The organism is Rhizobium sp. BK313 (assembly GCF_014193655.1).
GTDB lineage: Bacteria > Pseudomonadota > Alphaproteobacteria > Rhizobiales > Rhizobiaceae > Rhizobium.
Window position 1 is genome coordinate 34205 of the sequence record NZ_JACHZQ010000007.1, and the last position, 21989, is coordinate 56193.

Genomic DNA, 21989 nt, shown 5'->3' on the forward strand with positions numbered 1-21989 from the left:
AGGAGCGGCGCTTAGTGAGCGCCGCCGCCTTCGATGTGGCTGGGTTTCTTGAGAAACAGGCTGGCAATGAGCGCGGCGACAAGGGCGACACCGAGCAGGTAGAAGGTGTCGCTGTAGGCCATGATATTGGCCTGTTGCCGCAGGCGCAGCGCGACGGCGACGATGGCCTTGTGCTGGGCGGTGGCGACATCCGAGACGCCGTGGTTCATGAAGTAGGCGGTCAGTCGCGCGATACGGGTCCGGGTGGCTTCATCGAAGACCGTGACGGAGTCCGTCAGGATGTTCGAGTGGAACTGTTCGCGCTTCTGGGCGAAGGTCTGCAGCATGGCGATGCCGACCGCGCCGCCAAGATTGCGCATCATGTTGAAGAGCGATGAGGCGGAACCGGCATTTTCCTTTTCGATGCCTGAGGTGGCGATGGCCGACAGCGGCGTGAAGACGAGGGCCTGACCGATGGCGCGGACGATGTTCGGCCAGAACAGTTGGTCGCTGGCATAGTCCGCCGTCATGTAGATGTTCATGAAGTTCGAGGCGGCGAAGAGGGCAAAGCCGACGACGATCATGATGCGAAGGTCGATACGCTTCATCAGGCGCGGAACCAGCGGGATCAACAATAGCTGCGGGATGCCGGTCCAGGCGAGTACCATGCCGATCTGCTCGGAATTATAGCCCTGGATGCGGGTCAGGTAGATCGGCAGGATGAAGACCGAGCCATAAAGCGCGATGCCAAGCAGGAAGTTGGCGACGATACCGAAGCCGAAGTTGCGGCGCACCAGCAGGCGCAGGTTCAGGAGCGGATGGGCGGCGCGCAGCTCGATGATCAGGAAGAGTGTCAGTGAGACGGCGGCGACAACAGACAGGCGGACGATAAAGGGCGAGCCGAACCAATCGTCCTTGTTGCCTTCTTCCAGCACGGTCTGCAGCGCAGCGAGGCCGATTGCCATGGTGACGATGCCGGGCCAGTCGCCCTTGGCGAGCAGGCCGAGGTTCATCGGCGCGCGGTCCAGCGAGGCCCACAGCATGCCGACCATGATCGCGCCGGGGACGAGGTTGACGTAGAAGATATATTCCCAGCCCCAGTTTTCGGTCAGGTAGCCGCCGATCGTCGGACCGATGGCCGGCGCGAAAGTGGCCGACAGTGCGAAGAGGGCAAGGCCGATCGGTTGCTTGGCCTTGGGCAGCATCGTGATGATGATGGTAAAGGCCATCGGGATCAGGACGCCGCCGGAGAAGCCTTGGATGGCGCGCAGGATGATCATCTGCTGCAGGTTGGCGGCGAAGGCACAGGCAACCGAGAAGACGAGGAACAGGATGGCGTTGACCAGCAAATAGGTGCGTACCGAGAAAACGCGGGCGAGCCAGCCGGTCAGGGGAATGACGACGATCTCGGCGATCAGGTAGGAAGTTGAAATCCAGCCACCGTCATCCGTGCCGGCGCCGATCGCGCCTTGAATGTCTGCCAGCGAGGCATTGACGATCTGAATGTTCAGGACCGCCATGAAGGCGCCGAGGGTGGAGCCGATGACGGCGGTCCACATCTTCAGCGGGCTCATGGTAGCCGCGCTGCTGGTAGCGGGCGCGGGCTTTGCGGAGGAATTGCTGTTTGCGGCGATCTGAAGCGTAGCCATGACGTTTCTCCTCTGTCTCTCTGGAAGAGACAGTCTCACGGGGAGGTCCGAGTGATAATCGAGGAAGGAAGGGAAGGATCATCCAGTCTGGCTGGATAATCCTACATGTATGAGCATGATCCGATCCGAAAACCGCATCACACTTTTCGGGATCATGCTTCAATGCTGACCTTGAACTGCGGCCTTGGTGTCGATGTCGGGTTCGACCGACATGCCGGAGCGGAGCAGGCCGGCAAGGCTTGCATCGTCGAGCGTGATTTTGACTGGAATACGCTGGACGATCTTGGTGAAGTTGCCGGTGGCGTTGTCCGGAGGCAGCAGCGAGAATTCGAGGCCGCTTGCCGGCGATACGCTGTCGACGTGGCCTTTGATGGCGGCGTCGGGGAAGCTATCAACCTTGATTTCGACCGGCTGGCCGGGGCGGACATAGGTGAGTTGGGTTTCCTTGAAGTTGGCGACGACATAAACCGCATTGAGCGGAACGACGGCCATCAACTGCGTACCCGCGGTGACGAACTGGCCGACGCGCAGCGTGCGGGCGCCGACAGTGCCGTCTACGGGAGCGACAATCTCCGTGTAGGAAAGGTTCAACTCAGCCTGATGGGCGGCGGCGGCGCTGCGGTCACGCTGGGCGACGGCCTGGTCGTGCTGGGTCTGAAGGACGGCGATCTTTTTCTGCTCTGCGACGAGAGCGGCCTGATCGCGTTGGAGATTTGCGGCAGCCTGGTCGCGTGCTGATTGGCTTTGTTCGGCGCGCTGCGTCGTGCCAGCACCATTGCGGATCAGGTTCTGCGAGCGCTGGGAGTCGGCCTCGGCAAAGGTCAGCGAGGCCTGTGTTGCGACGATGGTGGCCCTGGCCTGATCGATGATCGATTGCTGCAGGGCGATCTGGGCATCCAGATTATTGATGGCGGCCCCGGCGGCCTTGACGTCTGCCTGAGCCTGGGTCAGCGCTGAGCGATAGTCACGGTCATCGACACGGGCGAGTACCTGGCCGGCTTTGACGTGGTCGTTGTCGTTGACCAACACCTCGGCGATATAGCCGGAGATTTTCGGGGCGATCGTGGTGTAGTCAGCCTTCACATAGGCGTCGTCGGTCGATTCGATGAAGCGGCCGGTTGTCCAATAGTGGTGGCCATAGTCAGCGACGAAGGCAGCGCCGGCCAGCAATGCGGCGGCGATGATCGTGCGCTTGATAATCTTGCGGCCCGACTTGGGCTTCGAGGTTTCAGCGGCAGGGGTTCCGGTAACCGGAGCCTCGGCGACGACGGGGGTTTTGACATCTGCTTCCAGAGTGGTCTGGAACTGTTCCTTGCGCGGCAACTCAACCATTGTCTCTCTCCATGGTCTCGACCTCTGTGCGGAGGTCGGTGTTTCGATGGCTGGAGAATGCGCCGTGACGCGCCGCGTGATAATGTGCTTATATCGGGAAGGATCATCAACTCAGAGCGGATAATCGAGGGGTCAATATGGATAGGCTGACAAGCCTCCAGGTGTTTGGGCGCGTGGTGGAATGCGGAGGGTTTTCGGCAGCCGCTAGGCGTCTCAACATGTCGGTCACCATGGTCGGCAACCATATACAATCATTGGAGGATCGGCTCGGCGTGCGACTGCTGAACCGCACCACGCGCAAGGTCAGCCTCACCGAAACCGGCAAGCTTTATTACGAGCGTTCGAGCCAGATTCTCGCCGATCTGGAGGAGGCCGACAGCGCCGCGGGAGCTGCGACTTCGACGCCGCGCGGCACGCTGAAATTCTATACCAGCACGCATATTACCCGCTTCCTGTCACCCGTCATCAGCGAGTATTTGAGCCTCTATCCTTCCGTGACGGTCGACTTGAGCATCGGCGAGCGGATGATCGACCTGATCGAGGAGGGCTATGATCTCGCCATCCGCACGACGATGCCGCCCGATTCCAGCCTGGTGGCGCGGCGATTGACGCCCTGGCGGCATGTGCTGGTCTGCTCGCCGGATTATCCCCAGACGCATCCCGCGGTGATGGAGCCTGCCGATCTCGCGAGCCACAATTGGCTGCGCTACGCCTATTATCCCTATGGCGACGAATGGCGCTTTTTCACAGAGGCCAACGAACAGGTCAGCGTCAAGGTCGGCGGCAACATCGTCACCACCAGTGCCGACACCCTGCGCTACATGGCACAGAACGGGCAGGGGATTTTCCTGGCGCCAAGTTTTCTGATCATGGACGATCTGGTTTCCGGCGCCTTAGTGCGGATGCTGCCGGACTACAAGCCGGCGGAATTCTCGATCAACGCCATTTATCCCAACCGCACCTATCTGCCGACGAAAACGCGGATCTTCATCGATCTGGTCGCAGAGCGATTTGCCGAACATCGGAAATGGATGAGCTGAGGCGATAAGAATCCTTCAAACAACTGTCACGGACCTCGGATAAATAGCCGGCTACTCTGGTGGCTCGATATTTTTTTCGTTGCCGCCGGACCTGAAGCCGGAGGTGCGTGAGATCATGTCGACGCTCCAGCAAGTCGCCTTTCGTGCCGGCTGCTCGGTTGCGACTGCCAGCCGGGTTCTTAATCGCAACGGCCCGGTCAGCGACGAGATGGTGCGTCGCGTGCGCCGCGCTGCGGCCGAGATCGGCTACCGCACCAGTGGTCGCGCCGGCAATCGGCGGCCGGCGATCGGCGTGCTTATTCCCAGTATCACCAATCCGGTCTTTGCGTCCTCGCTGTCCAGCATCCAGAATCGGGCCCAGCATGCGGGGCACAGCGTGCTGATCGCGCAATCGAACTACGATCCGGCACAGGAGGCGGATGCGGTCGCTTCACTGCTCCAGCAGCAGCCGACTGGCCTCATCCTCACGGTTTGCGATCCCGAACACAGCCCTGCTCTTTCCTCCGCCCTGCCGCCGACCGTACTGCTCGGCAACCTGCCGACGGCACGCTTCACCGCTGCTGTCGCGACCGACAATTTCGGCGCCGGCAGGGATCTGACCGATCATCTCCTGCACAAGGGGCATCGCCGTATCCTGTTCATCGCCGGTCATTTTGCAGCATCGGATCGAGCCAGGCAGCGCTACCTTGGTTACATCAAGGCGATGGAGGCAGCTGGCTATCCGCCTTTCGAACCATTGGAGATTTCCTTCGTCAACAGTCTGGACCAGCTCGATCTCTCTGATGTCGTATCGCGCCTGAAACCGACAGCGGTCATAGCCTCCAATGATCTACTGGCCATCGGTGTCATGGGCGCGCTGCGGCGGCAGGGGCTTTCGATCCCGAACGACATCTCCGTCGCTGGTTTCGACGGCATCTCCCTTGGCCTGCTGATGGAGGTTTCGCTGACGACGGTGGAGATACCGGAAGTGACGATGGGAGCGGCCGCGGCCTCGTTGCTGCTCGATATGGCGGAGAATGCCGCGCCGCCGCGCCACCTCACTGTGCCCTATCGGTTGCGTCCCGGCGGAACGGTCCGCAATCTCAATGCTATCTCGTAACGCATCGGAAAACGAAAACGCCGCCTCTCGGAAGAGAAGCGGCGTCGGTTTTGTCGTCAAATAAAGTATCAGCTGCGCGGCAGCATGCCTTCGACGTCGGAAGCGGCGTCGTCGAGTGCTTCCTTCGGCGTGGCGGAGCCGTCGACGATGCGTGACAGGTTGTCGACGATCGTCTGGGTGACCTTGACGCCGTTGGCGCCCGGGAAGGCATACCACGGGATCATCAGCGGCATCTGTTCGAGGCTTGCCTGGAACAGCGGGTTCTTCTTGTAGAAGTCGCCGAGATAATCGGCCGACTTGGCGGCGAGTTCGTTGTTCGGGACATAGCCGGTGCCGGGAACGACTACCGATGCGCCATAGGGGCCGGCAGCGAACTTGGCGAACTTCCAGGCGGCGTCTTCCTTGACCGGATCATGCGTCAGGATGACGACGGCGTTGCCGCCGGTCGGCAGGCGGCCGTTGACTGGGTCGATCAGCGGAATCTTGGCGGTGCGCAGGTCGAACTTGGTGCCGACATTCTTGATCGTGTTGATCAGCGCACCGGTGGTCTGGAATTCGAAGCCCACTTTGCCAGCAGCGAATGCCTGTTCGCCGGCAGACTTTGTGAAGACCGGCATGCCGCCTTCCTTGACGAAACGCTCGATCATGTCGACGGCCTTCTGGCCTTCCGGACCATTGAAGGCGACCTTGGTTTCGTCGTCGCTCAGCATCTTGCCGCCGGCGCCGAAGAGGAGGGCGGAGAACATCCAGTCGTCACCCTGCCAGCGGAAATCCATGCCGTCGACGCCATTTCCGAGCGCCTTGATCTTGCCGGCGAGCGCGATGACCTCATCCCAGGTCTTCGGGGGGTTGTTCGGGTCGCCGCCGGCTGCCTTCACGAGGTCGGCATTGTAGTACATGATCGGGTTCGATGTCGCGAAAGCGAGGCCGACCTGCTTGCCCTTGACCTGGGCGAGCTTGAGAATGGTGTCGGAGAAGCCCTGCTCGGCCATGTTGCCGTCCTTCTGGACAAGCGGTCCGAGATCGACGGCGACATTGCGCTCATCCATCATGCGCAGGCGGTTGAGGCCGATGAAGGTGACATCGGGCATTTCATTCGTGCCTGCTTCGCGCAGGATGGTCTGGATGCCTTCCTCGTAGGTGGCCGAAGGAGCGGCGAACTGGATCTTGATGTCAGGATTTTCTTCCATGAACTTCTTCGAGATCGTGTCCATCACGTCCTTGAAGAAGCCGGGCATCGGGTAGTGAACCGTCAAGGTCGTCTCGGCATAGGCCGGGACCGACACGACCATCGAAATGGCCGCGGCGGCGAGAATCTGGGTGATATGCTTCATCGCTCGTTCTCCTGTTTCGAACCGGTCAGCCTTTGAGACCGGTCATGGTGATGCCCTCGACGAAGCGCTTCTGTGCGAGAAGGAATGCGACAACGAGGGGAAGGGTGATAATCAGCGTGGCGGCCATCAGCGCGCCGTAGTCGTCGCCGGCTTCGGCAGCGCGGAAATACATGAGGCCGAGCGGCGGCGTGGCGTAGTCCTGCTTGCTGATGACGATCAGCGGCCAGTAGAGGTCGTTCCAATGCGCCACGACCGAGAAGATCGCAAAGGCGGTGACCGCGGGCCAGGCGTTCGGCACGATGACGCGGGCGACGATGCCGAGCTCCGACATACCGTCGAGGCGGGCGGCATGGATCAGGTCGTCCGGCATGGCGCGGAAGAACTGCAGGAACATGAAGATCGCGAAGACCGAAATCGAGAAGGGCGCCACCAGCGCGGTGTAGCTGTTCAACAGGGAAAGACTGTTGAAGGCGACGTAGAGCGGCAAGGCCGTGGCGTGGATCGGGATCAGCAAGCCGAGCATGATCAGCACCATCATCGTGCGTGCAGCACGGAACTTCAGCTTGGCCATGGCATAGGCGCAGGGGATGGCGATCAGCACCTGGAAGAAGAAGATCAGGCCGCAGACGAGGACGCCGTTCCACAACAGCGTGCCCATCGGCACCTTGCTCAGTGCATGGGTGATGTTCTCGACGTAGAAGAGATGCGTCGGGATCAGCTTCAGCGCGGAGGTAAAGATATCGTCCTGCGCCTTGCCGGCAGTCGATATCATAAAAATGTAGGGCGCGAGGAAAACGAGGGCGCCTGATATCAGCAGCAAGAGACGCAGGATGCGGCCGGGGGTGAAGCCTACGGAGGTCATGTGTAGTGCACCTGCCGGTCGAGGACGCGATACTGCAGGAAGGTCAGCACTACGAGGATGGCGAGAAAGACCGTCGTCATCGCCGAGGCATAGCCCACTTCGAGATAGACGAAACCTTCCTGATAGATGGTGAAGAGCAGCACTTCCGAGGCATGGTTCGGCCCGCCATCGGTCAGCGTCTTGACGGTGTCGAAGACCTTGACCGCGTTGATGATGCTGATTGTGGTGACGAATAGCGTCGTCGGCCCAAGCATCGGCCAGGTGACCAGCCAGAAGCGGTCGAGCGCCGATTTTGCGCCATCCACCTCGGCGGCGGCATAGAGCTCGCGCGGGATGGCGGTGAGGCCGGCGAGGAACAGCACCATGTTGAAGCCGACCGACTGCCAGATGCCGATGATCGACAGGCTGTAGAGCGCCGTTGCCGAAGATCCGAGCCAGTTCGGGCGCGGCAGGCCGATTTCGCCGAGCATGGCATTGATCGGGCCGATGGTCGGATGGAAGAGATATTGCCAGACGGTCGCCATGGCGACGATCAGCGAGGCCACCGGCAGGAAATAGGCGGTGCGGAAGAAGCTGCGGCCAATATTCTCGCTTTCGATCAGCAGCGCCACGCCGAGGCCGAGCGCGATCGAGACGGGCGCGACGATGGCGGTATAGATCGTCGTGTTCCACAGCGATTTCTGGAACGTGCGGTCCCTGAGGAGATGCGCGAAATTCTCGAAGGCAACGAAGCGGAAGCTCTTGTCGCCAAGCTGGAAATCAGTGAAGCCGAGGAAGACGACGGCAACGATCGGCAGGAGAACGAAGAGCACGATCAGGATGATGGCCGGCAGCGCCAGCAGCAGGGCCGTGCGAGCTTCGCTGCGCTCGCGCGCCGCCACCGACTGCATCGGCAATGCCGTGGCGGCGATGCTAACCATGGGCCTTCTCCCTGGCGGCATCGACCGCAACAGGCACAGCTCGCAGGCGACGGCCGTCTTCGGCGAAGACCATGGCCCGTTCGGGCGCCAGCGTCAGTGCAACCGGTGAGCCGGCGGACAGGCCTGTGGCATCGGCAGGGGCGAGCTTGGCGACCATGCTTTCACCGATGGCGTCGAGCCGGGCATGCAGGATGACTTCGGAGCCGAGGAATTCCATTCGCTCGATGTGAGCGGCGAGCGCATCCTGCCGGCTGTCGGCCAAGCGTACGAATTCTGGTCGGATGCCGAGCGTGACGGCGGAGCCGGTAAAACCAGTTTCTTCCAGCGCCAGCCTTATGCCGCCGAATGCGACGGTGCCGTTTTCGGCCAATGCCGGCAGCAGGTTGATGCGCGGCTGGCCGACAAAGCGAGCGACCTCGATATGGGCCGGATCGTCATAGATCGCCTGTGGCGCGGCCAGTTGCAGCAACTGACCGCCGATCATCACGGCGACACGGTCGGCCATGGAAAGCGCCTCGGCCTGGTCATGGGTGACGTAGACCGTCGGTACGCCGGCGCGGCGATGCAGATCGACGATTTCGCCGCGGGCATGGACGCGCAGATTGGCATCTAGGTTGGAGAGCGGCTCGTCCATCAGGAAGACGCTCGGCTGGCGCACCATGGCGCGGGCAAGCGCCACGCGCTGCCGCTGGCCGCCGGACATCTGCCCGGGCTTGCGATCGAGCAGGTGATCGATCTTCAGCGACGTCGCCATCTCGCGGACATCGCGGATGATGCCGGCGCGGACGCTCTTCTGGCCGGGAATCAGCGCGCCGATGAAGGGCAGGCGCTGTATGCGCGTCAGGCGGCGCATGGCGAGCGGCACGGCGATATTTTCCGACGCCGTCAGATGGGGATAGAGCGCGTAGGACTGGAAGACCATGGCGATGTTGCGGTCAGCCGCCGCCACACCCGAGATGTCATTGCCGCCCACCAGGATTTCACCGCTGTCGGCATGATCCAACCCGGCGAGGATGCGCAAGAGCGTGCTCTTGCCGCAGCCGGATGGGCCGACGAGGGCGATGAACTCGCCCGGCTCGACCTCGAGGCTGACGCCTTTGAGGATGGCATTGGCACCGAAAGATTTGGTAAGGCCGCGAAGCGATAGCGCACTCATTCCGTCGGCTCCCGATGGACCTTGTGGGCCTCCTGCGGGTAAACTTCCTCCACGACATCGTCGAGGTAATAGGCGGTCATGCCGGGAACGGCGACGATCTCGGTGGTAACGCCGTCCCCGAGAGTGTGGACGGCGGCGCCGATCAGGCGTTCGCCCGGCATCGGGCGCTCCATCTTGTCGAGAATGAAGGAAGCGGGCGGCGCCCAAACCAACGCTGTGTCGTTGAATTGCCCCTTCCAGGTCCAATGCAGATGGCCGCTGCCGAAAAGGGCAACGTCATGGGCCGCGATCAGATCGTAGAGACGGCGGCGCTGCGCGGGGCGCACGCTCCAATAGCCGGTATCGCCTTCGTCGGACGCATCGACGAATAGCGGCTTGTGGGCGAAGAGCGCTACGCGCCGGCCGCCACGGCTTTCAAGCATATCTTCCAGCCACTGGAATTGGGCCTTCTCTTCGGCATCCTCGAAGCCCATCAGCAGGCTGTCGAGGCCGATCAGCCGCCAGTTTTCCAGATCCTCCGCCCAATAGTCCGGGCCGACCAGTCGACGCCAACGCTCCAGCCGCTCGGCGTTAACGGGCTGGTTGGAGCCCGGCAGATGGCCAACGTCATGGTTGCCGGGAACGATCAGCATCGGCACCGAGATCTGCCGCATCAGGTCCATGGAAAATGTGATATCCTCATCCTTATCGGCGCCGTCGACGCTGAGATCGCCGGTATGGACAACGAGATCGGCCCCGCTCGCCTCGATCCAGTGCGCCAGTGGCTCCCAATTGCCGTTGAAATGCGGCTTGCTCGGGCTGAAATGCGTGTCGGTGATCTGGATGATCTTCAAGGCGCTTCTCCGAAAATCCTAAAAGGAAAGCGCTTGGGGAGGGAATTTCCTTCAAAACCGGCGCTTCTCATAGCCCTGTTTAGAAGGCCCTGATGTCAGTTAGGTAACGGGTCTTTTCACCTGTTTTTCAGTTTTGTCACATCACCGTCAAATGGCGCCGGTGCCTGTCACATGCCTAATTGAGACACTGTACGCTGGCGGTTCGGGTGCTATAGATCGCTGGCGAAGGGGAACAGAGATGTCAGACGAACAAAGCCGCATCACCGCACTCGAAGAACTGGTGGCCCATCAGGGCAAGACGATCGAGGAACTGTCCGATCAGGTGGCGGAGCAGTGGAAAGTGGTCGAGCAGACGCGACAGAAACTCGACCGGTTGACCGAGCGGTTCCTGACGCTGGAGGAGCAGACCCTGGACGCACCGGCCATCACCAAGCCGCCGCACTATTGAGCGGTTCTATCGTCAGACCTAGGCACGGGACTCGTTGATCAGAGCCAGAAGATGACTGTGGCTGCGATGCAAGGCGATGAATGACCGATTGCGACTGAGGCGGTCATTCGGCCTTGGCCTGAGGTCGAGGGCCTATACCTTCGACAACAATCCGGACAATGCGCTTCATCTCGTCTTCATTGAATGCGTTGACGGAAAGGGCGGTCAGCATTGCCTGTCCATATATCCCGAGCAGAACCAGAGCCATGAAATTGGGATCTTCGTCCCTGCGAATGGCCCCCTGGTTCTGGCCGAGGACTAGAACATCCCTCACGATCCGCTGGAACGAAGGGCGATCTGGAGGCGGCTCAAGGCTCGGCCGCGTGTCAGGGCTGAGGGCCAGCCTTGCCAGCGAGGGATTGGCGAGGCACCAACCCGCGCTATCGAGAAGGATCGTTTCGAGCAGGGATAGCGCGCGCTCGTTGTCGGCAATCCGGGAGCGGTACCCCGCGTCATCAGCTTCCGTGCGGGCGATGATCTGCTGGGCGATTTCCTCCTTGGAGCTGAACAGATTGTAAACGGTCTTGCGGGTCAGACCTGCTCCCGTCGCGATATCTTCCATCGTCGTGTCGGCGAAACCCCGTTCCCGAAACGCGCTATCGGCAGCATCGAGGATAAGGCGTTTTGAGCGGTCGGTGCGTTTAGAGATTGCCATATTTATACATTTGTGTATTTTTACACATATGTAAATATTCTGGATTCCCGCCGTGCTGGAAGAATTTGGCTCTGACCTCTGGGTCGCCGACGGCCCGACGCTTATAGCTGCAGCAGGTTTTCACTACCCGACACGCATGGCCGTCATCCGGTTGTCTGGTGGTGATCTGTTCCTGTGGTCGCCCATCGCGATCTCGGACGCACTTCTCGCCGGGGTGAAGGAATTGGGGAGAGTTCGCCACCTTGTCGCCCCCAACATGCTCCACCACACCTATCTGCGCGACTGGCAGCGTGCCTTCCCCAATGCCAGTGTTTATGGGCCTCGCGGTCTTTCGGAAAAGCGCAAGGATGTCACGTTCAACAGCTTTCTCGGCGAATCTCCGGCTCCACCGGCATGGTCGGGGCAGATCGATCTTGTCGCCATTACGAACAATAGAATCACGACCGAGTTTGTTTTCTTTCACCGACAAAGCGAAACGGCGATTTTCACCGATCTAATACAGCATTTTGAACCTGGCTGGTTCACGGGATGGCGCGCGCTTGTTGCCCGGCTGGATCTTATGGTCGCCAGCGAACCTTCGGTGCCACGCAAGTTTCGGATAGCCTTTGCCGACCGGGCTGCAGCTCGCGAGGCGCTGAAGCGCATTCTCGCATGGCCTACGAAGAAGGTGCTGTTTGCCCATGGCGATCCTGTCACGGAGGACGCACAGGCTTTTCTCTGCCGCGCATTTCGATGGCTGTGAGGCCTGTGATCAATCTGCGCTTGCGGCGGATATGCTCGATGGCAGCTATGGTCGGCTTGAAGCGGTTTTGATGTCCGCCTGATTGGTAGCTCCTTACCCCTAGATCAACAGGCCTTGACCGCCGTCGACAAAGATCGGCGTGCCGGTGATGTGACGCGAGCGCTCGGAGGCAAGGAACAACACGGTTTCGGCGATCTCGTCGGCGCTGCAGGGCTGGCCATTGTTCAAGGGAATGTTGCCTTTCGGCCAGACGACGGGAATGGCGGCTTCTTCCTGGTTGCGCTTGACGGTGCTTTCGGAAATGTTGGTAACGACTCCGCCAGGGCAGATCGCGTTGATGCGGATACGGTGTCTGGCAAGTTCGAGGGCGAGATGCTGGACGACGGCGATCTGCGCGGCCTTCGTGGCGCTGTAAGCGGTGGCGCCCGCATTGGTAAAGGTGCGTGTGCCATTGATGGACGAGATGACCACGATGGAGCCGGCGCCCTGGGTTTTCAGATGCGGCACGGCGTAGTGCAGCGTCAGATAGGTGCCCCGCAGATTGACGGCGATCGTCCGGTCCCATTCCGCGGGCTTCAGATCGTCGATCGGTGCCCAGACGCCATTGATGCCGGCATTGGCGAGTACGATATCGAGCCGGCCGAAATGCGCGATCAGGGTGGCGAGGGCGATTTCCATGGCCGCTTCGTCGGCGACATCGGCGATCAATCCCAGCGCCCTACCGCCTGCCGCGACAAGCGCCGCTACAGTGTCGTGGACCTCGTCCGCCCCGTGACCGAGAACGCCGATGGCCGCACCTTCCGCGGCCAGCCGAAAGGCAGATGCTCGGCCGATGCCGGACGTTGCGCCGGTGATCAGAGCGACTTTTCCCGATAGCTCCATTCTATTCTTCCCCTGCCTGCTGCTGATGGCAAACCTGCCGGTGAGGCGATCGTTCCCAAGTTCTAATCCGTTCGATGGCGATTCCAGCTGCGACGCATCATCACGTTTCGGTGTTTCACACGCCTGTGTGTAACAAAAAGCCCTGTCCTCCCGTATCCCCTGGTGACAAGAGATTTTATAATTACTGCCGAGAGGAGATCATCATGAACGGTGCATCGAAAGATACGATCCGCAAGACCCTGTCGCGTGTTGCCCGTCCTGCTGCCTTTGCGGTTGGCGCTGTATTGCTCGCCGGCGTCGCGTTGCAATTCGTTACCAGGGCCTCGGCCGAGGATGCGCGCGTCATTCCGGCGCCGACCGTGGATGAAAAGCCGGGTTCGTCGAACTCGGAAACCGCCGTTCTGGCCGGCGGTTGCTTCTGGGGCGTGCAGGGCGTGTTCCAGCACGTCAACGGTGTGATCAGCGCCACGTCAGGATATGCCGGCGGCAACAAGGACGGGGCTCACTACGAGATGGTGAGCACTGGCGATACGGGGCATGCCGAATCCGTGCGCATCGTCTTCGATCCGCACAAGATCAGCTATGGGCATCTCCTGCAAATCTACTTCTCCGTCGCCCACGATCCGACGGAGCTCAACTATCAGGGGCCGGACAGCGGCACGCAGTATCGTTCGGCAATCTTCCCGACGAATGCTGAGCAGGCTGATGTTGCCAAGGCCTATATCGAGCAGCTCAATCACGCCAAGGTTTTCGATGCGGCTGTTGTCACCAAGATCGAGCCGGCACGGCAATTCTATGCGGCCGAGGACTATCATCAGGACTTCCTGACGACGCATCCCGATTACCCCTACATCGTCATCAACGATCTGCCGAAGATCAAAAATCTGCAGCGCATTTTCCCGAAAGACTATCGCGCCGATCCGGTTTTGGTCGAAGCGAGCGCCTCGGCGAAGTAGCGCCGTTCAGCCTGTGGATCTTCGAGCGATGCCGGACGATCACGGTCGGCTTTGCAGGAAATGCTCGTAACTCTTCCGTTGCCTGGTGTATTGCTCCATTACACCAGGCAATTATCAAGAGTGCTCTTCATTATGATCGTCCGCGACCGGCCAGGTCTCTTCCAGCTTTTCTTCATCGTTCGCGGTTCGATTATCCGACGGATACTGCCGCAGATCGTCGTGATCTTCCTACTGTCGGCGTTGATCGTCTGGGGGCATGAGGAGCGGCCGAACGTGATCCTCTCGTTCAACGGCTCGCCCTTTGCGCTGCTTGGCATCGCGCTTTCCATCTTTCTCGGCTTTCGGAACAATGCCTGCTACGACCGCTGGTGGGAGGGACGGCGTGATTGGGGCCAGCTGGTCTATACGGTCCGCGGCTTCGCCCGTCAGACGCTAATGTTGGAGGCGGCCGGAGAGACTGGTTGCGCGGCGCGAAGGGATCTGCTGCGCTTGACCATGGCCTTCGCACAGGCGCTGGTTTGTCATCTGCGGCCGGGGGGTGACGAGAGTAAGGTCTTGCGTCATCTGGCGCCGAGCGAAGTCGAGTTCTATCGCACGGCTCAAAATCGACCGGATCTCCTTCTGCGCCTTATGTCGGCCGACCTTGCGCGATTGAGGGCCGGAGGCGGAATTTCGGATATCCAATATCAGATGCTCGATGCCAGCGTCGGCCAGATGGGCGCGGTGCAGGCAGCTTGCGAACGCATCCGCAATACGCCTCTGCCCTTCGGCTATACGCTGCTTTTGCATCGCACGGCCTATCTCTTCTGTTTCCTGCTGCCCTTCGGTTTCGTGGATACGCTCGGCTGGGGATCGCCTTTCGTCGCGGCCCTCGTGGCCTACACCTTCTTCGGTCTCGACGCGCTGGGGGACGAGTTGGAGGATCCGTTCAGCAATCGTCCCAATGCGCTCGCAATCGGTGCTCTTGCCGATACAATCGAGATCAATCTGCGAGAAGCGCTTGGCGAAACCGATCTGCCGCCGCTGCCGCAACCGAAGGATTTCGTGCTTATGTAAGCAACCGGCAAAAATATTTGCCGGTCTATGGAATAAGATCGCCTCTGCTTCCGTATATTGGGGTATGGAACGCAAAGGACTGACATTCGATGTTTTGGGGCAGCTCGGTTCGCTGAGACGTTATGCCCGTTCGCTTGTCCGCAATGCGGATGAGGCGGAAGACCTGGTGCATGATGCGCTGGTCAAGGCCTACGAGCGAAAATCGTCCTTCCGGCGCGGCGCGAACCTGCGCACCTGGCTGCTCTCGATCTTGCATAATGCCCATGTCGACCGGCTGCGCCAAGCCCGTTCGCTCAATCGCCGCCATGAAGAGGCTGCTGCTGAATTCGATCAGGCATTGCCGGCTTCTCAGGACCATGCCGTGCGTCTGAAACAGGTGCGCGAAGCCTTCTTCAATCTGCCGGAAGAGCAGCGCGAGGCTCTGCATCTCGTGGCAATCGAGGATCTTTCCTATCAGGAAGCGGCGTCCGCACTGGGCATTCCCGTAGGGACGCTGATGTCGCGCATAGCTCGCGCCCGCGCCAGCCTGAGGAATTTCGAGGAGGCATCGCAGCCGATTTCGCATCTTCGACTCATCGGTGGAGGCGACAATGAAAACAATTGATCCGATCATCGATACCGATCTCGATGCCTATGTCGATGGCGAATTGACTGTCGCGCGCCGCGTCGAGGTAGAATCCTACCTCTCGGAACACCCCGCGATCGCCGCCAAGGTCATGGCCGATATGAGCATCCGCGGTGAGCTGCGCATGGCACTGGCCGGCGAAGGACTGGCGGCGAAAGCGGAAACCCGCGAGGCCGCACGGCGGCTGGAACGCGGGCTGGCTTATGGCCGGGTGCTGAGCTCTTTCCAGCGGGTTGCCGCCGTTGCCATTCTGATGGCGGCCGGCTGGGTCGCGCACACATCCTTCGGCGCCTTCACGGCGAGCGAAGTCAACGCATCCGTTCGAGCGCCCGCTTTCGTCGACGACGCGGTGCGGGCCTACCGGGCGACGGAAGTGCGCAGCCAGATGAAGTCGCAGTCGGCGCATGCAGCTTACAATCCGGAAGAAATCCGCGCATCGACGGCGATCGTCCTGCCGGAATTACCGGAAGGCTGGCGCGTCACCGATGCGCAGATTTATCCGTCCGAATTCGGTCCGAGCGTCGAAATGACGGTCAATGCCGGCGAAGGCCGGCAATTGTCGCTGTTTGCCGTTCGTCCAGGCAATTTCGCCGTCCAGAAGGTCAGTCATGTCAAGCGCGACGACGTCCAGGCTGCCTATTGGCAGATCGGCGAGGTCGCCTACGCGCTGGTCGGCGACGGCAAGGCAGCTGACCTCGACGGCGCGGCCGAAAAGCTCGCCCGTACCTTGTACTAGTTTGAATTAAAGGAGAACGACCATGAACCCGACCAATCCGCGATACGGCTACGGAGCCGCCGCCGGCTCGCAGGCGCTCTTCGACGAAGGCCTGCGCAAGCACATGCTGCGCGTCTACAATTACATGGGTATCGGCCTCGTGGTGACCGGCATCGTCGCGCTGATCGTCGGCACAACGCCCGCACTTTATGTGCCGATCTTCCAGACGCCGCTGAAATGGGTCGTGATGCTGGCCCCGCTCGCCTTCGTGCTGTTCTTCTCGTTCCGCATTCAATCGATGTCGGCGAGTACGGCACAGACGATGTTCTGGGCGTTCTGTGCGGTCATGGGTCTGTCGCTGGCTTCGATCTTCCTGGTGTTCACCGGCACCAGCATCGCGCGGACCTTCTTCATCGCTGCAACGATGTTCGGCGCGACCAGTCTTTATGGCTACACGACCAAGCGTGATCTTTCCAACATCGGCTCGTTCCTGATGATGGGCCTGTTCGGCGTGATCATCGCCAGCGTCGTGAATATCTTCCTGGGTTCGAGCGCGCTGCAGTTTGCCATCTCGGTCATCGGCATCGTCGTCTTCGTCGGCCTGACCGCCTGGGATACGCAGAATATCAAGGAGCAATATGCCGAGAACTACGACCAGGAGTCGTCACAGAAGCTGGCCGTTTTTGGCGCGCTGTCGCTCTATCTGAACTTCGTCAACATCTTCCAGCTGCTGCTGAATTTCACCGGCGAGCGGGAATAGTTTCGAGCTTTTTTGCTCGAGCATGATCCCGAAAACCGTTTCACACTTTTTGGGATCATGCTTCAGGATTGCGTCTCCCTGGGGGTTCAAAGGGACGCAAGACGCGCCTGCGGTATCTGCGCCGATACCGCAGGCGCAACCTTTTTGGGGCTCAGGAACCGGCGCGTTCGTCCAGCCTATCGTGCAGCATGCTCCAGGGGAGCAGCATGTTCGGCGCATGTTTGAGCAGGCTGTGAAACGGGATCGGCGCCGGCGGTGCGAAGGGGATCGGCAGATCGTTCGGCTTTGTGCCCGCAGCCCAGTCAGCCAGCACGCGGCCCATCGCCGTCGTCATCGCGATGCCGCGGCCGTTGCAGGCAAAGCCAGCAATGATGTCGGGGCCGAGATCCACCAGATGCGGCAGAAAATCCGGCTCGACAGCCGCGACGCCGGACCAGCTATAGGCGAGCGGCGGAAAACCCTTGAGATTCAGATGACGGGCGAGACGACGGTGGATGGCGCGCGGCACCCGCTCACCCGCGCCGGGGCCGATGACATGCATGCCGCCCGTAATCAGTCTGTTTTCAGCATCGAAGCGGAAGGTGAAAAGATTGCGCCGCGTATCGGAAACGCATTGGCCGCCCGGCAACAGGCGCTGACGCACCGAGGCGGGCAGCGGCTCGGTCGCGATCTGGAAGACCTTGAGCGGGAAATAGGTGCGCGCCAGCGTCGGATTGAGGTGGCCGCCATAGGCATTAGTGGCGATCAGGACTTTTCCGGCCCGGACTTTTCCGCCTGTGGTCGCCAGAACCCAGCCGTCATCCGCGCGTTGGATCGAACCAACCGGGGAATGTTCGAAGATACGTGCACCGGCCGCTTCGGCTTCGATGGCAAGACCACGGGCATAACCGACAGGGTTTAGCACGCCGCCGGACTTGTCCGTCCAACCGCCGAAATAGCCGTCTGCACCCGTCGTATCTCGGACCGCCTGTCGATCGAGGATTACGGCCGGGCGTCCTCGGCTTGCCCATTGTTCGGCGCGAGACTTGACCTTCTCGAAAGCGGCGGGCGAATGGGCCGGCTGAATCCAGCCGCTCTGCTGCGCATCACAATCGATACCGTGGCGCCTGATCAGATCGAAGACCAGATCGGCGCTCCCGGCTGCCATCTGGATCAGACGCGCGCCACGCTCTGGGCCGAGGAGAGCAGTGATATTGTCCGGGTCCATCTTGGCGAAATTCGGCACCACGAAACCGGCATTGCGGCCGGTCGCCCCCCAGGCGATGATTTCAGCCTCCAGAACAACGACCGACAAACCCCTCTCGGCAGCATGAAGCGCGGTCGACAGGCCGGAAAAGCCACCACCGATGATGGCGAGGTCGGCGTGGATGTCGCTTTCCAGCGGCGGTCTGTCTTTGCGGTTGCGGCTTGTGGCGTGCCAGAGCGATGGCGGGTCCTTTGTGGCATTCATGACGTAGCGTTGCTTTCATCCGCTACCGGCTTTTGTTCGCGCTTGCGGACGCGCGGGCGGCGGGGCATGTCGCCGAAGAGGCCGTTCGGCCTAACGAGCAGGATGACGCAGAGCATGACGCCGATGGCAACGATCTGCAGCGACGCGGCGCGGGCCTGTTGTTCCGGCGTGAAGAGCACGCTGGTCAGCGCACCGGAGCCGGCCCAGATCGCCCAGACGAGGATGCTGCCGATGACTGCGCCCTTGTTGCTGCCGGAGCCCCCGACGATCAGCATCACCCAGACCTGAAAGGTCAGCGTCGGCACGTAATTGTCCGGGGCGATGAATCCGATGAAATGCGCCTGTACCGCGCCCGCAAGCCCCATGATCGCCCCGCCGACGGCAAAGGCCTGCACCCGGTAGAAACGTGCGCTCTTGCCGAGCGAAATCGCGGCGCGCTCATCTTCGCGCAGCGCTTTCAGCACGCGTCCCCAGGGGCTGCGGGACAGATGTTCCAGGGCGAGAAAGACCACCAGCGTCACCACGACGACGACGGCGAGATTAGAGAGGTTGAAGAGCAGTGGCGTCTCCGCAAGAGCGGCAAAGGGGCGCGGAATGAAGCCAACGCCGAAGGGCCCCCCGGTCAGGCTCTGCGCATTCAATGCCACGAGCTGGACGACGACCGCGACACCGAAAGTGGTGATGGCGAGGTAGTCGGACTTCAGCCGCAGCGTGGCGATGCCGGTGATGGCGGCGGCGATGCCGGCGATCACCATGGCTCCGAGCCAGCCGATCAGGATCGGCATGTCGAAACCGCCAAAGCGGCCGGCCGTATCCGGCGTCGTCAGCAGCGCCGACGTATAGGCACCTATGGCGACGAAGCCGGCGAGGCCGACGTTGAAGAGACCGGTCAGGCCCCATTGCAGGTTCAGTCCGAGGGTGATCAGCGAGAAGATCAGCGCCGTGGTCAGGAAGAATGCGCCATAGCCGACAAGATCCATCATCGTTCCTTCACTCCGAAAAGACCGATCGGCCGGACGAACAGCACCGCCATCAGGATGATGAAGGATATGGCGGCTCGCCATTCCGCACCGATCAACTGCACCGCGCCGGCCTCAGCGAGGCCGATGATCAGTCCACCGAGAACGGCGCCCGGCACGCTGCCGATGCCGCCGAGGATGGCGGCGGCGAACATCGGTAGCAGCATGTCGAAGCCCATCAGCGGCCGGATCTGCACGAGAATACCGATCATGACGCCGGCGACGCAGGCGAGCGCGCCGCCGACCAGCCAGGTGACGCGCACCACCTTGGCGACATCGATGCCGACCACGCGGGCAAGCGCAGGGTTCTGGCTCAGCGCCTGCATGGAGCGGCCGGTCTGCGTCCGCGTGATCAACAGGTGCACGCCGAAAACCAGGAGCGCCGTCACCAGCAGCAGCACGATCTGATCGGGGGTGATGCGGATACCGAAACCAATGGGCATGGCGATCTGGATGGCGCGACTGAAATAGGTCGGCCGCGAGGTGAAGAGGAATTCCAGCAGGCTTCGCAGTGCCATCGACGCGCCGAAGCTCGCCATGACGACGATGATCGCCTGCCCCTTGGCTCGCAGACGCGCGAAGAGAACCATGTCGAGGAGCAGCGCCAGCAGGCCGGTCAGCCCCATGGCGATGATGACGGCTACGATCAACGGCCAGCCGAAGGAGAGCGGGCCGATCGGCGCGATCTTGCCGAACATGGTCCCGATAGCGCTGACGACGGCAAGGGTCGCATACGTGCCCCACGCCATGAAGTCGCCGTGGGCGAAATTGGAGAAGCGTAGGATCGAATAGGTGAGCGTCACGCCGATGGCGCCAAGGCCGATCATCGAGCCGGTCAGCAGTCCGTCGACGATGAATTGCAGGTTCATGCGGCGCCTCCTGGCTTGGCATGTAATGGACGCTGGCCGAGATAGAGTTCGGCGACGACAGGGTCGTTCCAGAGTTCGGAGGCAACGCCCTCATGCCGGTCCTTGCCCTCGACGAGGACATAGGCGCGGTCGCCGATCGCCAGTGCCGCCTTGGCGTTCTGCTCGACCAGCAGGATGGTGACGCCCCCTTTGCGGATCTCGGTCAGCATCTCGAAGACCATGGAAACGAATTTCGGCGACAGGCCCGCCGAGGGTTCGTCCAGCACCAGCACCTTCGGATGCACGATCAGGGCACGGGCGACCGCCAGCATCTGCCGCTGACCGCCCGACAGATTGCCCGCGGCAATGCGGCGGTGGCGGGCGAGATCGGGAAAGGTGGCGTACATTTCCTCGATACGGCCGGGGATCTCTCGCGGCTTCAGGACGCCTCCGGCCACTTTCAGATTGTCCTCGACGGACATCAGCGGAAAGACATTTTCCGTCTGCGGCACGAAGGCTAGGCCTAGACGCACCATGGTATGGGCAGGCGCGGCGGTAATGTCCTTGCCATCCAGCAAAACCGTGCCGCCGGAGACCGGTACGAGGCCGGCGATCGCCTTGATGAAACTCGATTTTCCGGCGCCATTCGGGCCGAGGACGACGACGATTTCGCCTTGATGAACCGTGATCGATGCGCCGCGGACGATCGGCACGCCGGGCTCGTAGCCAGCGATGAGGTCGCGGACAAGGAGGGCGGGTTCGCTCATGCCGCACCCCCGAGATAGGCTTCGATAACCCTCGGATCGCGCGCGACTTCATCGGCCGTGCCTTCGCAGAGCAACTGGCCGCTCGCCATGACAAGGACGCGGTGGCAGAGGCGGGTCACCATGTCGATATTGTGCTCGATCAGCAGGAAGGTGATGCCGCGGGCATTGATGTCCCTGATGCGGTCGATGATGACCTCGAGCAGCGTCGCGTTGACGCCGGCTGCCGGTTCGTCGAGCAGGATGATCGCGGGATCGGCCATCATCACGCGGGCAAGCTCCAGGAGCTTGCGCTGGCCGCCGGAGAGTATGCGGGCGGGTTCGTGCGCCAGCCGTGTCAAATTGACGAGCTCCAGCAGCTCCGTGGCCTTGTCGTGTGCGGCTTTCTCCTCAGCCCTGACGTGCCAGGGTTTCAGGAAGTTTGCCAGCAGTCCTTCACCGGCCTGGGCCTGCGCCGCCAGCATGACATTGTCGAGCAGCGTCAGGTTCGGAAAGGGGCGGGGGATCTGAAAGGTGCGGCCCAGACCTCGGCCGATGCGGCGGTGGGCGGCTTCGCCGGACACGGTCACGCCGTTCAGCATGATCTCGCCGCTCGTCGGCTGGACGCTGCCGGCAAGCAGATCGAACATGGTCGTCTTGCCGGCGCCGTTCGGGCCGATCAGTCCGAGAATTTCGCCGCTCAGGACGTCGAAAGACACGTCGTTGACCGCGGCAACGCCGCCGAAGCGTCGCACCACGTTTTTCGCCGTCAGAACCGGCGTTCGGGTGTCCTCTTCCCGCCGTTCGCTCAGTGCACTCATGGATCCCTCTGGCCGAAGACGATCGT

Annotated in this window: 23 protein-coding genes; 9 read left to right on the top strand and 14 right to left on the bottom strand. The window is 61.4% G+C overall.

Going from position 1 to position 21989, the window contains the following annotated elements; genetic code table 11:
- Nucleotides 1-11 precede the first annotated feature (11 nt).
- Entirely contained in the window at nt 12-1628 is a 1617-nt protein-coding gene (locus tag FHT86_RS28520) for a DHA2 family efflux MFS transporter permease subunit (RefSeq protein ID WP_133710283.1), read from the bottom strand.
- 159 nt (nt 1629-1787) lie between these two features.
- Complete coding sequence (locus FHT86_RS28525) at nt 1788-2960, bottom strand: HlyD family secretion protein (RefSeq protein ID WP_133710284.1); 1173 nt, start codon at nt 2958-2960, stop codon at nt 1788-1790.
- A 137-nt stretch (nt 2961-3097) separates the two neighbouring features.
- Here FHT86_RS28525 and FHT86_RS28530 point away from each other — a divergent pair, with 137 nt between their 5' ends.
- On the top strand, nt 3098-4000 hold the full coding sequence (locus FHT86_RS28530; RefSeq protein WP_183868955.1) for a LysR family transcriptional regulator: 903 nt from the start codon (nt 3098-3100) through the stop codon (nt 3998-4000).
- 115 nt (nt 4001-4115) lie between these two features.
- Nucleotides 4116-5099 carry a substrate-binding domain-containing protein gene (locus FHT86_RS28535; RefSeq protein ID WP_133710286.1) on the top strand — a complete coding sequence of 328 codons (984 nt, stop codon included), beginning with the start codon at nt 4116-4118 and terminating at the stop codon, nt 5097-5099.
- A 68-nt stretch (nt 5100-5167) separates the two neighbouring features.
- Here FHT86_RS28535 and FHT86_RS28540 read toward each other — a convergent pair whose 3' ends face one another.
- Genes FHT86_RS28540 through FHT86_RS28560 form a run of 5 tightly spaced genes read right to left on the bottom strand, consistent with a single transcriptional unit; the run spans nt 5168 to nt 10204 of the window.
- Nucleotides 5168-6433 carry an ABC transporter substrate-binding protein gene (locus FHT86_RS28540; protein ID WP_133710287.1) on the bottom strand — a complete coding sequence of 422 codons (1266 nt, stop codon included), beginning with the start codon at nt 6431-6433 and terminating at the stop codon, nt 5168-5170.
- A gap of 25 nt (nt 6434-6458) precedes the next feature.
- Entirely contained in the window at nt 6459-7295 is an 837-nt protein-coding gene (locus FHT86_RS28545) for a carbohydrate ABC transporter permease (protein ID WP_133710288.1), read from the bottom strand.
- Nucleotides 7292-8215 (bottom strand): carbohydrate ABC transporter permease, encoded by a 924-nt coding sequence (locus FHT86_RS28550; RefSeq protein ID WP_133710289.1) that lies wholly within the window; start codon nt 8213-8215, stop codon nt 7292-7294. Before FHT86_RS28550 ends, FHT86_RS28545 begins: the two co-directional genes overlap by 4 nt.
- On the bottom strand, nt 8208-9371 hold the full coding sequence (locus tag FHT86_RS28555) for an ABC transporter ATP-binding protein (RefSeq protein WP_133710290.1): 1164 nt from the start codon (nt 9369-9371) through the stop codon (nt 8208-8210). Before FHT86_RS28555 ends, FHT86_RS28550 begins: the two co-directional genes overlap by 8 nt.
- On the bottom strand, nt 9368-10204 hold the full coding sequence (locus FHT86_RS28560; RefSeq protein ID WP_133710291.1) for a metallophosphoesterase: 837 nt from the start codon (nt 10202-10204) through the stop codon (nt 9368-9370). Before FHT86_RS28560 ends, FHT86_RS28555 begins: the two co-directional genes overlap by 4 nt.
- Nucleotides 10205-10442: 238 nt before the next feature.
- On the opposite strand from FHT86_RS28560, the gene FHT86_RS28565 reads away from it, so the two are divergent.
- The gene (locus tag FHT86_RS28565; RefSeq protein ID WP_133710292.1) at nt 10443-10652 is read left to right on the top strand and encodes a SlyX family protein; all 210 of its coding nucleotides are present in this window, start codon (nt 10443-10445) and stop codon (nt 10650-10652) included.
- 103 nt (nt 10653-10755) lie between these two features.
- Here the strand turns inward: FHT86_RS28565 and FHT86_RS28570 are convergent, their stop codons facing one another.
- Entirely contained in the window at nt 10756-11346 is a 591-nt protein-coding gene (locus FHT86_RS28570; RefSeq protein WP_133710293.1) for a TetR/AcrR family transcriptional regulator, read from the bottom strand.
- 52 nt (nt 11347-11398) lie between these two features.
- Between FHT86_RS28570 and FHT86_RS28575 the strand changes: the two genes are divergently transcribed.
- Nucleotides 11399-12088 carry a DUF4336 domain-containing protein gene (locus tag FHT86_RS28575; protein WP_133710294.1) on the top strand — a complete coding sequence of 230 codons (690 nt, stop codon included), beginning with the start codon at nt 11399-11401 and terminating at the stop codon, nt 12086-12088.
- 99 nt (nt 12089-12187) lie between these two features.
- Here FHT86_RS28575 and FHT86_RS28580 read toward each other — a convergent pair whose 3' ends face one another.
- Nucleotides 12188-12970, bottom strand: coding sequence for an SDR family NAD(P)-dependent oxidoreductase (locus FHT86_RS28580; protein WP_133710295.1), 783 nt, complete (start codon nt 12968-12970; stop codon nt 12188-12190).
- Nucleotides 12971-13173: 203 nt separating this feature from the next.
- Here FHT86_RS28580 and msrA point away from each other — a divergent pair, with 203 nt between their 5' ends.
- From msrA to FHT86_RS28605, 5 genes are all read left to right on the top strand, one after another.
- Entirely contained in the window at nt 13174-13926 is a 753-nt protein-coding gene (gene msrA / locus FHT86_RS28585; protein ID WP_133710296.1) for a peptide-methionine (S)-S-oxide reductase MsrA, read from the top strand.
- A 132-nt stretch (nt 13927-14058) separates the two neighbouring features.
- Nucleotides 14059-14982 carry a bestrophin family protein gene (locus FHT86_RS28590; RefSeq protein WP_133710628.1) on the top strand — a complete coding sequence of 308 codons (924 nt, stop codon included), beginning with the start codon at nt 14059-14061 and terminating at the stop codon, nt 14980-14982.
- Nucleotides 14983-15046: 64 nt separating this feature from the next.
- Nucleotides 15047-15586 carry a sigma-70 family RNA polymerase sigma factor gene (locus tag FHT86_RS28595; protein WP_133710297.1) on the top strand — a complete coding sequence of 180 codons (540 nt, stop codon included), beginning with the start codon at nt 15047-15049 and terminating at the stop codon, nt 15584-15586.
- Nucleotides 15573-16343: an anti-sigma factor gene (locus FHT86_RS28600; protein WP_133710298.1), complete on the top strand. Its 771-nt coding sequence runs from the start codon at nt 15573-15575 to the stop codon at nt 16341-16343. The genes FHT86_RS28595 and FHT86_RS28600 overlap by 14 nt, the downstream gene beginning before the upstream one ends.
- 22 nt (nt 16344-16365) lie before the next feature.
- The gene (locus tag FHT86_RS28605; RefSeq protein WP_104824422.1) at nt 16366-17082 is read left to right on the top strand and encodes a Bax inhibitor-1/YccA family protein; all 717 of its coding nucleotides are present in this window, start codon (nt 16366-16368) and stop codon (nt 17080-17082) included.
- A 151-nt stretch (nt 17083-17233) separates the two neighbouring features.
- Here FHT86_RS28605 and FHT86_RS28610 read toward each other — a convergent pair whose 3' ends face one another.
- The 5 genes from FHT86_RS28610 to FHT86_RS28630 are packed head-to-tail and all read right to left on the bottom strand — an operon-like array spanning nt 17234 to nt 21963.
- On the bottom strand, nt 17234-18532 hold the full coding sequence (locus tag FHT86_RS28610) for an NAD(P)/FAD-dependent oxidoreductase (protein ID WP_133710299.1): 1299 nt from the start codon (nt 18530-18532) through the stop codon (nt 17234-17236).
- Complete coding sequence (locus tag FHT86_RS28615; protein WP_166656951.1) at nt 18529-19515, bottom strand: branched-chain amino acid ABC transporter permease; 987 nt, start codon at nt 19513-19515, stop codon at nt 18529-18531. The genes FHT86_RS28610 and FHT86_RS28615 overlap by 4 nt, the downstream gene beginning before the upstream one ends.
- On the bottom strand, nt 19512-20420 hold the full coding sequence (locus tag FHT86_RS28620) for a branched-chain amino acid ABC transporter permease (protein WP_133710300.1): 909 nt from the start codon (nt 20418-20420) through the stop codon (nt 19512-19514). Before FHT86_RS28620 ends, FHT86_RS28615 begins: the two co-directional genes overlap by 4 nt.
- Nucleotides 20417-21166: an ABC transporter ATP-binding protein gene (locus FHT86_RS28625; protein WP_133710301.1), complete on the bottom strand. Its 750-nt coding sequence runs from the start codon at nt 21164-21166 to the stop codon at nt 20417-20419. Before FHT86_RS28625 ends, FHT86_RS28620 begins: the two co-directional genes overlap by 4 nt.
- Nucleotides 21163-21963: an ABC transporter ATP-binding protein gene (locus FHT86_RS28630; protein WP_166656952.1), complete on the bottom strand. Its 801-nt coding sequence runs from the start codon at nt 21961-21963 to the stop codon at nt 21163-21165. The genes FHT86_RS28625 and FHT86_RS28630 overlap by 4 nt, the downstream gene beginning before the upstream one ends.
- Nucleotides 21964-21989 lie beyond the last annotated feature (26 nt).